At 39.1% G+C, this 14,309-nt stretch carries 16 protein-coding genes and 1 pseudogene; 8 read left to right on the forward strand and 9 right to left on the reverse strand.

Going from position 1 to position 14,309, the window contains the following annotated elements; all coding sequences use genetic code 11:
- Positions 1–169 precede the first annotated feature (169 nt).
- On the reverse strand, positions 170–3,055 hold the full coding sequence (locus IGJ19_RS10665) for a GLUG motif-containing protein (RefSeq protein WP_430603945.1): 2,886 nt from the start codon (positions 3,053–3,055) through the stop codon (positions 170–172).
- An 801-nt stretch (positions 3,056–3,856) separates the two neighbouring features.
- On the opposite strand from IGJ19_RS10665, the pseudogene IGJ19_RS10670 reads away from it, so the two are divergent.
- The 3 genes and pseudogenes from IGJ19_RS10670 to IGJ19_RS10680 form a co-directional block, all read left to right on the forward strand.
- Positions 3,857–3,952: pseudogene (locus tag IGJ19_RS10670) on the forward strand (putative holin-like toxin); the annotation flags it as partial.
- A gap of 305 nt (positions 3,953–4,257) precedes the next feature.
- Positions 4,258–4,401 (forward strand): type I toxin-antitoxin system toxin PepG1, encoded by a 144-nt coding sequence (gene pepG1 / locus IGJ19_RS10675; protein WP_181055358.1) that lies wholly within the window; start codon positions 4,258–4,260, stop codon positions 4,399–4,401.
- Positions 4,402–4,711: 310 nt separating this feature from the next.
- Complete coding sequence (locus IGJ19_RS10680; protein ID WP_010734785.1) at positions 4,712–4,858, forward strand: putative holin-like toxin; 147 nt, start codon at positions 4,712–4,714, stop codon at positions 4,856–4,858.
- Between the two features lie 214 nt (positions 4,859–5,072).
- Here IGJ19_RS10680 and IGJ19_RS10685 read toward each other — a convergent pair whose 3' ends face one another.
- From IGJ19_RS10685 to IGJ19_RS10720, 8 genes are all read right to left on the reverse strand, one after another.
- Complete coding sequence (locus IGJ19_RS10685; RefSeq protein WP_258866391.1) at positions 5,073–5,348, reverse strand: helix-turn-helix domain-containing protein; 276 nt, start codon at positions 5,346–5,348, stop codon at positions 5,073–5,075.
- The gene (locus tag IGJ19_RS10690; RefSeq protein ID WP_430603948.1) at positions 5,348–5,512 is read right to left on the reverse strand and encodes a type II toxin-antitoxin system RelE/ParE family toxin; all 165 of its coding nucleotides are present in this window, start codon (positions 5,510–5,512) and stop codon (positions 5,348–5,350) included. The genes IGJ19_RS10685 and IGJ19_RS10690 overlap by 1 nt, the downstream gene beginning before the upstream one ends.
- Positions 5,509–5,694, reverse strand: a complete 186-nt coding sequence (locus tag IGJ19_RS10695; protein WP_256209276.1) for a hypothetical protein — start codon at positions 5,692–5,694, stop codon at positions 5,509–5,511. The genes IGJ19_RS10690 and IGJ19_RS10695 overlap by 4 nt, the downstream gene beginning before the upstream one ends.
- Positions 5,695–6,010: 316 nt before the next feature.
- Complete coding sequence (locus tag IGJ19_RS10700; RefSeq protein WP_071867898.1) at positions 6,011–7,084, reverse strand: ABC transporter substrate-binding protein; 1,074 nt, start codon at positions 7,082–7,084, stop codon at positions 6,011–6,013.
- Positions 7,081–7,911: an ABC transporter permease gene (locus IGJ19_RS10705; RefSeq protein WP_071867899.1), complete on the reverse strand. Its 831-nt coding sequence runs from the start codon at positions 7,909–7,911 to the stop codon at positions 7,081–7,083. Before IGJ19_RS10705 ends, IGJ19_RS10700 begins: the two co-directional genes overlap by 4 nt.
- Positions 7,908–8,714 (reverse strand): ABC transporter permease, encoded by an 807-nt coding sequence (locus IGJ19_RS10710; protein WP_019723761.1) that lies wholly within the window; start codon positions 8,712–8,714, stop codon positions 7,908–7,910. The genes IGJ19_RS10705 and IGJ19_RS10710 overlap by 4 nt, the downstream gene beginning before the upstream one ends.
- 11 nt (positions 8,715–8,725) lie before the next feature.
- Entirely contained in the window at positions 8,726–9,811 is a 1,086-nt protein-coding gene (locus IGJ19_RS10715) for an ABC transporter ATP-binding protein (RefSeq protein ID WP_010734779.1), read from the reverse strand.
- A 17-nt stretch (positions 9,812–9,828) separates the two neighbouring features.
- The gene (locus tag IGJ19_RS10720) at positions 9,829–10,371 is read right to left on the reverse strand and encodes a helix-turn-helix domain-containing protein (protein ID WP_430603951.1); all 543 of its coding nucleotides are present in this window, start codon (positions 10,369–10,371) and stop codon (positions 9,829–9,831) included.
- 231 nt (positions 10,372–10,602) lie between these two features.
- Here IGJ19_RS10720 and IGJ19_RS10725 point away from each other — a divergent pair, with 231 nt between their 5' ends.
- The 5 genes from IGJ19_RS10725 to IGJ19_RS10745 all read left to right on the forward strand — a co-directional run bounded on the left by IGJ19_RS10725 (position 10,603) and on the right by IGJ19_RS10745 (position 14,307).
- On the forward strand, positions 10,603–11,592 hold the full coding sequence (locus IGJ19_RS10725; RefSeq protein WP_260697702.1) for an acryloyl-CoA reductase: 990 nt from the start codon (positions 10,603–10,605) through the stop codon (positions 11,590–11,592).
- Entirely contained in the window at positions 11,589–12,317 is a 729-nt protein-coding gene (gene coaB / locus IGJ19_RS10730; protein ID WP_430603953.1) for a phosphopantothenate--cysteine ligase, read from the forward strand. Before IGJ19_RS10725 ends, coaB begins: the two co-directional genes overlap by 4 nt.
- Before the next feature lie 13 nt (positions 12,318–12,330).
- Positions 12,331–12,882, forward strand: coding sequence for a phosphopantothenoylcysteine decarboxylase (gene coaC / locus IGJ19_RS10735; protein WP_065095578.1), 552 nt, complete (start codon positions 12,331–12,333; stop codon positions 12,880–12,882).
- Positions 12,883–12,898: 16 nt separating this feature from the next.
- The gene (locus IGJ19_RS10740; protein WP_074800222.1) at positions 12,899–13,513 is read left to right on the forward strand and encodes an ECF transporter S component; all 615 of its coding nucleotides are present in this window, start codon (positions 12,899–12,901) and stop codon (positions 13,511–13,513) included.
- 143 nt (positions 13,514–13,656) lie between these two features.
- The gene (locus IGJ19_RS10745; protein WP_071867904.1) at positions 13,657–14,307 is read left to right on the forward strand and encodes an NAD(P)-binding oxidoreductase; all 651 of its coding nucleotides are present in this window, start codon (positions 13,657–13,659) and stop codon (positions 14,305–14,307) included.
- Positions 14,308–14,309 lie beyond the last annotated feature (2 nt).

The following is a 14,309-nucleotide window of genomic DNA, read 5'->3' on the forward strand; positions in this document are numbered from 1 at the left end:
CACTTGCTCTTCTCTATCTATTTTTAATCAACGAAAAAACAGATTGAGACAATGATGTTAGTTTCCAGAAATAGACAAAACCCTAAAATAGAAAATCAAATCTTAGGTGAATCGTAATACTTCTTGAAGCTATACACAATTGTCTCAATCTCACACTTTCAATGATCGTTTAATTATTTTTCTTACGCTTCAGCCAGCTAGCTAATGCTGTACCTACCGCACCAAAACCAAGCAATGCAAATGCACTGGCTACTTCACCAGTTTTAGGCAGATTGTCGCCTCTTCTATTATTTCTAGTCGATGTAGCATTTGTCGCGATACTTCCACCGCTATTTCCCGAAGTATTTCCACTACCACCATTCGGAGCAGCAACAGGCTGTTCATTTCCTGGTTGGTTATTTCCAGAAGGAGCACTAATATTATTTCCACCATTCCCTGTGTTTCCTGTGTTTCCTGTGTTTCCTGTGTTTCCTCCGGTTCCGCCATTGCCATTACCACCATCTCCATCGTTTCCTGAAAGTGCTGTAGTAAGCATAATGGGTTCAGACTCTTCCCCTTGTAAAAAGTTGGTACTCTCGTCTGAAATCGCAGTGATCCAATATGTGGTGTTTGCACTCAATCCCAAAAATACGCCAGCTACTGCTGGTACACCATCTGCGTATGCAACGACTCGCGCAAGCGGATTGGCTTGTGGATCTGTGTCGTAAATCAGATAGGTCACATCTTGCAGCAATTCTTCCGCATGGTCATGGTACCAGTGCTCGCCTGGTGTATCTGGGGTATCGTCATGGTGTAGAAGTGCAGTATCCGCAATCGTGATCACTTCATGGGTATTGTTTTGTTTTGCTAATTCCTCGTCTATTCTCAAAAATGCACCGGCTGCTTTCGTGATTGCTTCGACATCAAAGAGATCTGTGACAAGATACTCATGATTCCCAATAGTCGGTAAGCCGGTAACCTCATAGTTAGAAAGGTTAACCGTGCCCCAATCAATGATCCAGTTCGCTCCTTCGATCGTATTCGTTCCAGCAGTACTATTCGTATACTGGAAGCTGGCTTCTTGCCACATCACCTCATCCTCAGGCGCTAACCCAGCTAACGTCGGCAGATCGAAATGATCGATTTCTGTCGTTCCATTGAATGAACGAGCAAAAACTGTCCCTTTTTCTAGAATGATCTCAGCCGGAGTCACTTCAATCATTGCTTTATTCCAATTCTGTCCAGGTTCTAATGTAGTGAGACGACTGATTGGTGTAGCAGTCACTTCATAAATCCCAACACTAGAAATTTCCAAGATCAAATCCATACCATCGGCTGAAATGCTTACCCCATCCGCATCTGTCTCAAAAAGATAATCATCTGGATTTCCACCGCGTCCGAATAAAGAAAAGACATCAGTAAGTGGAATCTTTGTTTCTGCTCCACCATATGGCACTTGAAGCGTTTCTCCTAACGCATTGATCGGTAAAGTATCCCTCTCGTTACCCAGTCCTAGCTTAGGATAATTTGTCGTAGTATCCCACACCCAAGTGCTACCGAAATCCCAACCATTTGATTCATAAGTCGTTTGTGTGCGCAATTCAATGACATCTAAAGGTTCAATGACCTCTTCGATCACTTGACCACCGATTGGAACTCCACTGTATAAAGCCTCAGAGTTATTATAGTAGTAATTATTGATATTCGTTCCACCTAAACCGAAATGATCGACATCGGATTCTCCAGTGACATCTCCCATCCCATAACTGTTTTTGATTGTCAGAGAGCCGGCATTACCGACAAAACCGCCAACAGCTTCAATACCAGTTACATGTCCCGTACTATAGTTGCGTGCTACTTCAATCGCATAAGGATGAATGGCCCCGATAAATCCTCCGACATTCGTTCTCCCAATGACATCGCCTGTCGCATAGGAATCGACTACTGTACTGTAGAAGTCGTGTCCACCAATCAAACCTCCCACGTTTTCACTTTCGGGGCTGTCAATATTCCCGGTTGCATACGAACGACTGACTTTACCCCAGCTATTCAAACCAATTAGTCCACCAGTATTGATTGTATTCGCTGTGACATTTCCTGTGGCATAACTATCTACAACTGTGTTCCCATTTACTCCGATCAACCCACCAACAGCTTGAGGATACATGTAAGGATTTGCATTAACTGTTATCGTCGCTGAAGAAGATGAGCGAGCAATCGTAGTACCTGCGACAGTATTCGCCATATAACCAATTAGTCCACCAATGTTATTCCCACTTGCTTCAATACTTCCACCACTAACAGTAGAATCAGTGACGGTCGTTGGTCCTTTAGATAGGTCATTGATTTGACCAATCAATCCCCCAACATTATTTCCGTATAGCCCTCCCACGACCCGAGGATTTTCTAATGTGATCCCAGAAATCGTTGCACCGTCTGTCACACCGAAGAATCCACGATTATGCAGATCCCCAGGTTGTACCCCAGCATTCACTATCATATTACGGATCACTGTTCCAGGTTCAGCTGTAAAACTTCCAGTGAATTTTGTTGCTAAAGTTGTCCCATATCCAACAGGTATCCAATCTGAAGTGAGTGTAATATCATTCATCAATTGGTAATGCGCTGCGAGATCATTTCGCATTTCATTCAATTCAGCTTCAGTGGTGATTTGGAAGGGCGAGGTGAGAGAACCATCACCAGCCCCTGAAAAGAAAGACTCAACAACTGCTTCACCTGTCTCCTCTATTTCTTCAACTACTGGAAATTGCTCCTCAAGCTGTAGTTCTGGTACTTCTAACGATTCTTGGTCAGTTTCTTCAGTTACCATGACCACATCACTGTCATCGTTGTTATCATCAGCCAAAAGCTCCGGTTTGTTAGATGTAGTTTCATCATTTGAGATTTCATCATCGAAGGTTTCTATTTCTTCACCTATTGTCTCTTCTTCAACAAACGTATGTCTTATTGGATCGATATCCTCTAAAACGTTCGCAAAAGTCGGTACTGTTTGCGCTAATACCATTGAACTTAAAAGTATATGTGCAATGAGTTTTTTCTTGTTCAGTTTAACCATAAATATGTCCACCCTTCGTTCTCTAATCTTATTTTAATATATGTGTAAATTATCTCATAAAATAATTGATAAATGAACTTTTTTTACTATTTAAGCAACACTTATAATTAGATAACTCTAATTATATTGTAACTAAACGTTTTTTTATTTAGTATATGAAAGTTCATGTTTACTCCATGAAACTCCTTGTTATTACTTTTTCACCAATAAGGAAACACGAGATATTAAAACATTGTTATGTAAAAAAAATCTTTTTTATTTTCCACTAAAATAAAAGTATGTCCCTCTCTGAATAGAGAGAACTTTCAACATCTTCTTAACGGCTTCCAGTTTAATTACTAATTTGTCGATCTCTTACTTCGTTTCATAGAATGATAATTATAATGTTTCCTAAAAATAGAAAAAACAACCTCCAACTTGCACATTGTAAATTTTACTCCTCATAAAATGATAAGGTTAATCATTGTTAATTCAGGCAATCAAAAGCGAAGGTGTCCTAGAAACACCCTGAATGATGGTTCGATCAATCATAAAAAAAATAATTTTGTTTTGTTATTTTATTTTGATAGTATTTTCGGATCTTTCAACTGACAAAAATAAGAAAAAAAGAAAAACAACCAGAAAATACACGGATGTATTTTCTGATTGCTTTCTTTTTCTTAGCAATTGATTTACGCAGATACAGATAAATAACTAACTATTTTTTAGATATTCAAAATATGAGCCCATTGAAAAGGACGTAATCGCTTAAATTGATAGTGTCATTTTTCTAACTCTAAGTAACTGACCTTTTTGTCTTGATATGAAACAATCCAAACAAATATAGCTTTCGGTATGTTTACCGTTGCTTTAGTTGGCTTGGTTGTTACGATGCTAAAAAATGACAAAAAGAAATAGCCGTCACTTTAGCGAGGGTCGGCTATTTCTATAAAAATATCTAATTCTTGTCACTAGCTTTTAGCGGTGCTGTCAAAAGGGAGCTGTTGACGCAGTTCCTTTTTTCGTTTTTATTATAGCACAGTTCAAGCTTCTTCTTCAATTCTGATTTCTGATTAAGTGTATTTTAAGTGAACATACAAATTTTCCAAAAAAACATCCGTGTTTATCTAAAGTTCAAGGACTCTATCTAGGGCGATATGCTATACTTTTTTAGACAGTAAAGTTGAATGACGGTGGCGACTTCGAAAAAGGTGGTGGTGCTTATGGAGATAAGTACTGAAATCGAAGAAAGGAGAAGCCTTTTGTCCGCATATGAAACAATGCAAACAATTATAGCTTTCGGTATGTTTACCGTTGCTTTAGTTGGCTTGGTTGTTACAATGCTGAAAAATGACAAAGAGAAGTAACCGTCACTTTAGCGAGCCGATGGTTTACTTCTCTTTGAGTTAACTATTACACTTGCCACTAGCTTTTAGCGGTGCTGTCAAAAGGGAACTGTTGACGCAGTTCCTTTTTTCGTTTTTATTATAGCACAGCTTCGGCTTCTTCTTCAATTCTGATTTCTGATTAAGTGTATTTTAAGTGAACATACAAATTTTCCAAAAAAACATCCGTGTTTATCTAAAGTTCAAGGACTCTATCTAGGGCGATATGCTATACTTTTTGGGACAGTAAAGTTGAATGACGGTGGCGACTTCAAAAAAGGTGGTGGTGCTTATGGAGATAAGTACTGAAATCGAAGAAAGGAGAAGCCTTTTGTCTGTTGAAACAGCGTTAGGTCTAATGATCAGTTTCGGTTCATTTACCGCTACTTTGATCTTTGGCATCCTAGCCTTGACCAACAAAAATGACAAAAAGAAATAGCCGTCACTTTTTCCCGGAGACGACTATTTCCACATTAGCATAAAATTCTGTCACCGGGTTTAGCGGTGCTGTCAAAAGGGAACTGTTGACGCAGTTCCTTTTTCGTTTTTATTATAGCATAACTTCGGCTTCTTCTTCAATTCTGATTGATAGATAAGAAGGATTTATGGAGACAACTAATTGGCTGGACCAATAGATTCCGACTTAAAAACGATTACTCAAAATTTATGACAAGCTTTTTATCCAATCCTTGTGCTAGCTCGATCACTAACTCAATACTAGGATTCATTTCACCTGTTTCAACTCGTGAAATGGTTGATTGAGGTTTCCCAATTTTTTGCGCTAATTGTTTTTGTGTTAATCCAGCACTTTTCCTTAATTCTGCTAGTTTTAACGCAACATCTAATTTAGCTTCTTCAATTCCCATTAGATGCACAAATTCTTCACTTTTTTCCGCTCTTTTTTTTATATAATTTTGTACTTGACTCATCATCTCCGCCTCTCGTTCTTACTTAAAAAATTGTCTCGCAACTTTCTACCTTTTTCTAACTCTCGTCTGGAAAGCTTATTTGCTTTCTTTCGAAACCCATGAGTAATAAAATATTCATGCCCTTTTCTTTGAAAATATATCCCTCTTAAAGCATTACTACTCATACTTGCTCGCACTTCATATAGATTGCTCTGCAGTTTTTTACCCACTCTTGCCGCATAGCTGTATGTATATCTGTTTTTTCAATTTTATCAATGATTGATAAAATTTTTGCAGCCTCCTTGTCACTCAAGGAATCAAGGAATCTTTCAAATTCATCGCCCCACTTAAATTTAGGATGATTCAACTTATTTCCTCCTAATCATATCATTATATAGCGAATTAGCTATATTTTTCTACTATTTGTTAAAAACTTTTTCCTTTAGGCAAATCAAATTTTCATGTTTATTTTTCCCTTCTTTTCATGGTTGATTTATCCTTTACACAATCAATTACGCTAATTAAAGACTATTATTTTGATCTATATTGCTATCTTTAAATCAAAAAAAAAAAAACGCCTAAAAAGGCGCTTTTGGTAGAAATTTGGAAAACTGAGCTTTCAAAAGTACGTAAACAAAGGTTTTTGTTCCTTGAGTTTTTCCCAGTTTTATTGAGTTTTGCTATCATTTCCGATACATCTTAAACTCTAAGAATAAATCATTATAGATTCCTAAGTATTCCGAACCGAGATTTTCGTAAACTTCAAGATGCGAAATCGTTTCATCCGATGGATAAAATTGTTCATCTTCGGAGATTTCTTTTGGTAGCAATGCTTTGGCAGCTTTATTTGGTGTGGAGTAGCCGATGTATTCTGCATTTTGGGCGGCATTCTCCGGATCGAGCATGAAGTTGATGAAATCATACGCACCTTCTTGGTTTTTAGCTGTTTTCGGCATGACGATATTATCAAACCAAAGATTTGAGCCTTCTGTTGGGATCACATAATGTAAATGTTCATTTTCATACATCATATCTGCCGCTTCACCTGAGAAAGTCACAGCTGCTGATGCCTCTTCGTTGATCATATACATTTTGATCTCATCTGCAACGATTGCTTTGACATTTGGCGTCATTTTATTCAATTTTTGAGCTGCTTCGTTCAGTTCGGTCATGTCTTTGCTATTCAAAGAATACCCTAAACTATTCAAAGACAAGCCCATCACTTCTCTTGCTCCATCAATCAACATCAAGCTGTCTTTCAATTCTGGTTTCCAAAGGTCATCCCAGTGCTTGATTTCTTCTTCATTGAACACTTTATCGTTATACACGATACCCAGTGTTCCCCAGAAATAAGGAATCGAATATTTATTATCAGGATCGAAATCCAAATCCAAGAAACGATCATCGATATTGTTCAAGCCTTTGATCTTACTATGATCTAAAGGCATAACAAGTTTTTCTTCAATCATTTTTTGGATCATGTATTCACTAGGAATAGCAATGTCGTAATTGGTTCCACCCTGTTGTATCTTAGTAAACATGGCTTCGTTCGAGTCAAATGTTTCGTAATTCACTTTATAACCGGATTCTTGTTCAAATTTTGTGATTAAACTAGGATCGATGTAGTCCCCCCAGTTATAGATGGTCACAATTTTCGCGCCGCTCATTCCGCTCGCTTTTTCTAATTGTCGAACACTGACAAGCAATACACCAATGATCAAGATAATACCGATCAGCAAAGACTGTAATTTTTTCATCGTAAACGAGCCACCTCCTCACGGTTGCGGCGATTTTTTCTCAATCGTTTTGGTCGGTTTTCTTTACTGATAAAGTAGTAACCGATCACTAATACCATCGAGAATAGGAAGACAAGTGCGCTCAATGCGTTGATCTCTAAGCTGATTCCCTGCCGCGCTCTTGAATAGATTTCAACGGATAAAGTAGTAAAGCCGTTCCCTGTCACAAAGAAAGTAACTGCAAAATCGTCCAAAGAATACGTGAATGCCATGAAATAACCGGCAATGATTCCTGGAGATAAAAACGGTAAAATGATATTTTTTACGACTTGGAAATTATTCGCCCCTAAATCTCTCGCAGCATCCACCATCGAATCGTTCATTTCTTGCAATTTTGGTAAGACCATTAAAACAACGATAGGGATACTAAAAGCGATATGGGAAAGCAAGACACTTTGAAAGCCTAACCCAAAGCCAATTAGCGTAAAGAAAATCAAAAAACTCGCACCGATGATCACATCGGGAGAAACAAGTAAAATATTGTTCATGCTCAATAGCGCCGTTCGTGCTTGTCGTTTTTTTGTGTAATAGATCCCCATCGCGCCAAATGTCCCGATGATCGTTGCAATCAAAGCCGATAAGAACGCCAGCATAAATGTATTCAATACGATGATGATCAGTCGTGTATCCTCAAATACCGCTTGATAATTCTCCCAAGTAAAGCCGGTAAAGCTGTTCATCGTTCCGCCTTCATTGAAGGAATAAAAAATCAAATAAAAAATTGGTAAATACAATAATAGAAAGACAACTGTTAGATAGAGATACGACCATTTGAATTTTTTTCTCATGAGCGACCTCCTTTTTTCTTCTCACCAGTTAGTAACATCACAACGAACATAGCAATGATCAAAATCACACCGATCGTTGAACCCATGCCCCAATTTTGCGTCACTAAGAAATGCTGTTCGATCGCTGTACCTAGCGTGATCACTCGATTTCCGCCAATCAAACGTGTCAACATGAAAAGCGATAGTGAGGGAATGAAAACTGCTTGTACCCCACTTTTCACGCCATTCAACGACAAAGGAAAAATCACTCGGCGAAATGTTTCAAAATTACTTGCTCCTAGATCTTTACTAGCACTCAATAACGAAGGGTTCATTTCTTCTAACGCGTTAAAAATCGGCATGATCATGAAAGGAATCTCGATATATGTCGCTACGAATAAGAAGCTAAAATCAGTAAATAAAATCTGTTGCGGGCCAATGCCGACAAACTCGAAAAAGTGGTTGACACTTCCATGGATACTGAAAATCCCGATAAAGGCATATGCTTTCAGCAATAAATTGACCCATGTCGGTAAAATGATCAACATCAACCACAATTGCTTATGTTTCAATTTCGTTAAAAAGTAAGCTGTTGGATAGCTGATCAACAATGTGAATAATGTAATCAAGAACGCATACCATACCGAATTGATCGTCATGGCGATGTAAGTTCCTGAAGTAAAGTACGCAGCATAATTGCTTAATGTAAACTGACCACTCATATCAAAAAAAGATTGATAGATGATCATCAAAACAGGCGCAATCACAAATAATCCAAGCCACAAAACATAAGGGATGGAATAGATCCTACGCATTGTTCTCATATTCTCTCCCCCTATTCTTCGTAGCTTTCCAAACGTGCGTCGAAGTCTTCTTCTGACTCATTGAAACGCATGACGTGGATGTCTTCTGGTTCAAAGGCTAAACCGACTTGACTCCCTTCGCGTGCTTTTTTCGTTGAGTGGACCATCCATTCATTTTGTTGCTCATCATAGCAAATGATCTCATAATGGACACCACGAAATAGTTGAGTGTCAACTGTCACGACTAATTTCCCTTTATCCGGTGTTGTGATCGTTAAATCCTCTGGACGAAGCACGACTTCAACTGGTTCATTGACGCGCATCCCACCATCGACACACTCAAATTGTTTGCCAACAAACTCAACCAAGTTATCTTCAATCATCACGCCATTGACGATATTGCTCTCACCAACAAAATCTGCCACGAAATGATTGATTGGTTCATCATAAATATCCACAGGGGTACCACTTTGAACGATTTTCCCTTTGTTCATCACAAAAATCTCATCACTCATTGCTAACGCTTCTTCTTGATCATGCGTCACAAAAATAAAGGTGATCCCTAAACGTTGTTGTAGTTCGCGCAACTCATATTGCATATCTGTACGTAACTTTAGATCCAAGGCTGATAACGGTTCATCCAATAACAAGACTTTCGGCTCATTGACGATAGCTCGCGCGATGGCCACCCGTTGGCGTTGTCCCCCTGACATCTCGCTGATCTCCCGTGTTTCATATCCAGGTAATTGCACCATACGTAATGCGTCTTTGACCTTTTTTTCGATTTCTGATTTAGGCATTTTTTTGATTTTCAATCCAAATGCAACATTATCAAATACATTCATATGAGGAAATAAGGCGTAATCTTGGAAAACCGTATTGACTTGGCGCTTATTCGCCGGTAGATCGTTTAGGCGCTTTCCTTCAAAATAAATATCTCCTTCGGTTGCTTCCGTAAATCCTGCAATGATTCGTAAAATCGTTGTTTTCCCACAACCAGAAGGCCCCAACAATGTATAAAATTTCCCTTGTTCGATCTCAAAACTGACATTCTTCAAAATTGTTTCATCATCATAGCTTTTTACGACTTGATCGAATGATATGATTGGTTTTCCCACTTTTTCTGCCCCCTATATTACAAGTATGATTCGGTTGCGACGATCAATACCTTAGTTTGTTTGTTTTGATGATTGCGTAATTGATGGTGTGTCGTTGCCTGATAGTACATCGATTGACCTTTTTTTGCTACATACTCTTGTTCACCCAAGCTTAGCGCGATCTCTCCTTCTAAGACAAAGATAAATGTCTCTGAAAGTGAAGGTTCAAAGGTTTTATATTCACCAGCTGTATCGAATGTCAATAAAACTGGTTCCATTTCTTTTTCGTTGGAATCTGTCACTAACCATTCCAGTTCATAACCATTTTCCTCATCATAATAGACCGTTCGATCTTCTTTCGTATAAACGATTTGAAGGTTGGGTGTTTCTTGATGAAAAAAAGCTTCTGGGGTCACTCCTAACACTTCAAGGATAGAGAAAAATGTTTCCATCGATGGCGAACTTAAATCCCGCTCAAGTTGTGAGATATAGCCTTTTGATAAATCTGTACGCTCCCCTAATTCTTCTTGTGTCAAATTTTTTTGGATACGCAGATTTCGTAACTTCTCACCAATTTCCATTTGTCACTGTCCCCCCTATGCGAAGTTTTCTAATAGTAAACTCCAAGTTTACTACCACCTGTATTAGTATACAAATTTCCGCTGAAAAAACAACCCTTTTGCTTGAATTTCCTTTGTACTTTTTCGGGTATCTCAACTTTTTTTTAGAAGAAATTAATCAGCAAACTACTAGAAAATGAAACGCTTTATGGTATGATTAAGGAAAATTTTGAAAGGAGTACCTTCTATCTAATGAATACATTCAAACAGTTTCAAGTAAACAACGAGCCTACTTTTCATACAAGCATCGTTGACAAAGAATTTCCTGAGCTGATTAATAATGAAGTTTGGGTAAAAATCGCCTACTCGGATGTCAATTATAAAGATGCGTTAGCTTGTAGTGAACATGGCCAAGTGATTCGTCACTATCCAATGACTCCCGGGATTGATTTTTCTGGTGTCGTCATGAAAAGCTTGGACAAACGATTTCAACCAGGAGATCAAGTTCTAGCAACCGGCTATGGGTTGGGTGTTAGTCAACCTGGTGGCTATAGCGATTACCAGAAAGTAACTGGAGATTGGCTCATCCCTCTTCCAGAAACGATGACCCTACGTCAGGCAATGGTTTTAGGCACCGCTGGTTTGACTGCTGCACTTTGCGTGAATGCTTTACTTACCCAAGGAATGAAAGCAGAGGACAAAGTGATCGTCACTGGCGCCTCGGGCGGAGTGGGTAGTGTGGCAATTGCGATGTTGCATAAAATGGGCTTTCAGCAAATCACCGCATTTTCCCGCAAAGAAGAAGCAAAAACTTGGCTACAGAAACTAGGGGCGACTCAAGTTGTTCATCCAGAAGCCTTTCTACCAGAAAAAAATAAACCCTTAGATAAACAACAAGTCGATTATGTGATCGATACTGTTGGGGGCGAACAGCTCACACGATTATTGCCTTTGATTGCTTATGATGGCGCAGCTGCTCTCTGCGGCAATGCGGGTGGCATCAAATTGACAACAACAGTGTTACCTTTTATTTTACGCAATATCCAGTTGATCGGGATTGATTCAGTCAATGTCCCACATGAGAAACGCTTGAATATCTGGCAACAACTAGCAGACCTATCTGTAACAGATCATTTAGTCGTCAACGAGATCACCTTAGATCAATTGGAAGAAACGACCAAAAAAATCCTTGATGGGACACACCAAGGAAGAACACTTGTCACTGTAGGTGAAACAATATGAAGGTATTGATCACCGCTGGTGGCACAAGCGAACGAATCGACCAAGTCCGCTCGATTACAAATCATTCGACTGGACGATTGGGCCAAGCAATCGCAGAAGCCTTTCTGGCTCACGAGACAGTGAGAATCGACTACGTGACGACACGATCTGCTGTAAAGCCTACTGCTTCTGAGCATTTGAAGATCCATCTTATCGAATCTACTCAAGACTTATTGACTACATTAGAACGATTGATGCAAGAAAATACCTATGATGCCATTATCCATAGCATGGCAGTTAGTGATTTCACACCAGCTTTTAGTCTTTCTGAACAACAGTTTGCTGAGCGCTTGAGTAAAGAGGCATTGACTCCTGACTCACTGCCGTCATGGCTGGCAGAAACAGAACAAACCGCTAGTAAAGAAGCCAAGATTTCATCTGATACGGACTATCTCTTTTTGACCTTGAAGAAAACACCAAAGATTATTCGTTCGTTACGCCAATGGCAACCAAATGCTGTCATCGTTGGTTTTAAATTATTAGTCGATGTCTCAAAAGAACACTTATTGGACATAGCTAAAAAAAGTTTGATCACCAATCAAACCGATTATATTTTGGCCAACGACTTGACTCAAGTCAGTGAAACACACCATCATGGCTATTTATTATCTAAAAATGGAGAAGTCATAGAAGCCGATACCAAGCAAGAGATTGCGCAATGTATCGTCACTGCGATTCTAGAATAAGGAGGAATTCATGATGAAAAAAATCCTATTAGGTGTATCTGGCAGTATCTCTGCTTATAAAAGCGCAGATATCACAAATCAACTGGTCAAACTCGGTTATCAAGTCGACGTGATCATGACACAAAGTAGCACCAAATTTATTACACCTTTAACATTGCAATCCCTCTCAAAGCGTGCTGTCCACACGGATGTCATGCAAGAAAATGATCCTTCAGTCATCAACCATATCGAGCTAGCTAAGCAAGCTGATTTATTTCTGATCGCACCGGCTACCGCGAATATTATCGGAAAACTCGCAAATGGTCTAGCGGATGATCTATTGTCCACTGTCGCCATGGCACTATTACCAGAAACACCAAAATTGATTGCACCGGCGATGAATACTAATATGTACCAACATCCGATCAATCAAAGGAATCTAACGACGTTAAAAGAAATCGGTTATCAAGAGATTGAACCTAGAGAATCCCTCTTAGCTTGTGGCGATTACGGAAAAGGTGCTTTAGCGGATAACCAAATCATTATCGACCAAGTCACACTTCTGCTGAATCAGAGGTCGGTCTAGTATCTAAGGAGTTATGATGAAAAATACCAAAAACTTTACTTTAACTGCTATGTTTTTAGCAATTATGATTTTACTCGCTGTCACGCCTCTCGGATTTATTCCGATTGGGCCGATCAACGCAACAACGATGCATATCCCTGTCATCGTCGCTTCAATTATTTTAGGCCCTCGGCTGGGTGCTTTTCTCGGTGGCACATTTGGTTTGATCAGTCTGATTCGCAGTACGTTCATACCAACACCGTTATCTTTTGTTTTCTCACCGTTTATTCCGGTGATCGGCACAGATCAAGGAAGCTGGAAAGCCTTGATCGTTGCCTTAATACCTAGAATCCTGATCGGTGTTGTTCCTTATTTCGTTTATAAAGGAATACAGCGATTGACAAAAAATAAAGTAAGTCCGCTCTCATTGTTTCTCGCAGGAATTGCTGGTTCTCTGACCAATACGATTTTAGTGATGAACTTGATCTATTTTCTATTCCAACAAGATTATGCACAGGTTCTTGGGACAAATATCAATGCAGTCTATTCAGCTGTCTTAGCGGTCATCTTTACTAGTGGCGTACCAGAAGCAATCGTCGCTGGTTTAGTCACAGCTGCGGTATCTACCGTTTTACTACGAATGATTCGTTAATGATCAGATTGAAAAACCAAAAAAGAGTGATGCGGTATGCTAGCTCTTTTTTGGTTTTTTTGTTGATAAGTGTTTAGTCCTGAATTTTTTATCTTTTGGTGTTACCATGATTGATACAGATATGTAGCGAAAGGATGAAGAAAATGAATATTTTTGTAGTAGGAGCAAACGGACAAATCGGGCGTCATTTGATCCAAAAACTCGGAACAACCGAACATCAAGTTTACGCGGGTGTACGAGATGTTGCCAACCAAGCGATTTATGATGAAGAAAATATCGCCTATGTTCCCTTTGATTTAACTTGGTCTTCAGAAAAAATGGCGGAAGCCTTTCAAGAGAGTGAACTTGTCATCTTTGCTGCTGGTTCTCAAGGAAAAAATCTTTTACAAGTTGATTTAGACGGCGCAATCAAAACAATGATTGCAGCAGAGCAAGCAAATATCTCTCGTTATTTGATGATCAGTGCGGCTTTTGCGGATAACCGTGAAAAATGGCCTGAGTCAATGACTGATTATTATATTACCAAATATTATGCAGACGAATGGTTGAAAAATCAGACATCATTAGATTATGTCATACTACAACCTGTAGCTTTGACGAACGACGATGAGGTCACTTCGATCCAATTGACCAAACCAGACGAAAAACCAGCTCAATCGATTACCAGAAAAACGGTAGCAGAAGTTTTAGCAGCGTTAGTGGATCAACCAAACATCTCAAAAACAACTGTTGTTCTATCTGAAGGATCAGCTACAGTATCGGATGCCATCAAACAACTTGTTGAGGAGGCTTGATC

Source organism: Enterococcus sp. DIV1368b (genome assembly GCF_050529595.1).
Taxonomy (GTDB): domain Bacteria; phylum Bacillota; class Bacilli; order Lactobacillales; family Enterococcaceae; genus Enterococcus_B; species Enterococcus_B mundtii.

Excerpts from the sequence above, each read along its gene's own strand:
- IGJ19_RS10665 (WP_430603945.1), bottom strand. The coding sequence starts at position 3,055 with ATGGTTAAACTGAACAAGAAAAAACTCATTGCACATATACTTTTAAGT.
- pepG1 (WP_181055358.1), top strand. The coding sequence starts at position 4,258 with ATGGAGATAAGTACTGAAATCGAAGAAAGGAGAAGCCTTTTGTCCGCA.
- IGJ19_RS10680 (WP_010734785.1), top strand. The coding sequence starts at position 4,712 with ATGGAGATAAGTACTGAAATCGAAGAAAGGAGAAGCCTTTTGTCTGTT.
- IGJ19_RS10685 (WP_258866391.1), bottom strand. The coding sequence starts at position 5,348 with ATGAGTCAAGTACAAAATTATATAAAAAAAAGAGCGGAAAAAAGTGAA.
- IGJ19_RS10690 (WP_430603948.1), bottom strand. The coding sequence starts at position 5,512 with ATGAGTAGTAATGCTTTAAGAGGGATATATTTTCAAAGAAAAGGGCAT.
- IGJ19_RS10700 (WP_071867898.1), bottom strand. The coding sequence starts at position 7,084 with ATGAAAAAATTACAGTCTTTGCTGATCGGTATTATCTTGATCATTGGT.
- IGJ19_RS10705 (WP_071867899.1), bottom strand. The coding sequence starts at position 7,911 with ATGAGAAAAAAATTCAAATGGTCGTATCTCTATCTAACAGTTGTCTTT.
- IGJ19_RS10710 (WP_019723761.1), bottom strand. The coding sequence starts at position 8,714 with ATGAGAACAATGCGTAGGATCTATTCCATCCCTTATGTTTTGTGGCTT.
- IGJ19_RS10720 (WP_430603951.1), bottom strand. The coding sequence starts at position 10,371 with ATGGAAATTGGTGAGAAGTTACGAAATCTGCGTATCCAAAAAAATTTG.
- IGJ19_RS10725 (WP_260697702.1), top strand. The coding sequence starts at position 10,603 with ATGAATACATTCAAACAGTTTCAAGTAAACAACGAGCCTACTTTTCAT.
- coaB (WP_430603953.1), top strand. The coding sequence starts at position 11,589 with ATGAAGGTATTGATCACCGCTGGTGGCACAAGCGAACGAATCGACCAA.
- coaC (WP_065095578.1), top strand. The coding sequence starts at position 12,331 with ATGAAAAAAATCCTATTAGGTGTATCTGGCAGTATCTCTGCTTATAAA.
- IGJ19_RS10740 (WP_074800222.1), top strand. The coding sequence starts at position 12,899 with ATGAAAAATACCAAAAACTTTACTTTAACTGCTATGTTTTTAGCAATT.
- IGJ19_RS10745 (WP_071867904.1), top strand. The coding sequence starts at position 13,657 with ATGAATATTTTTGTAGTAGGAGCAAACGGACAAATCGGGCGTCATTTG.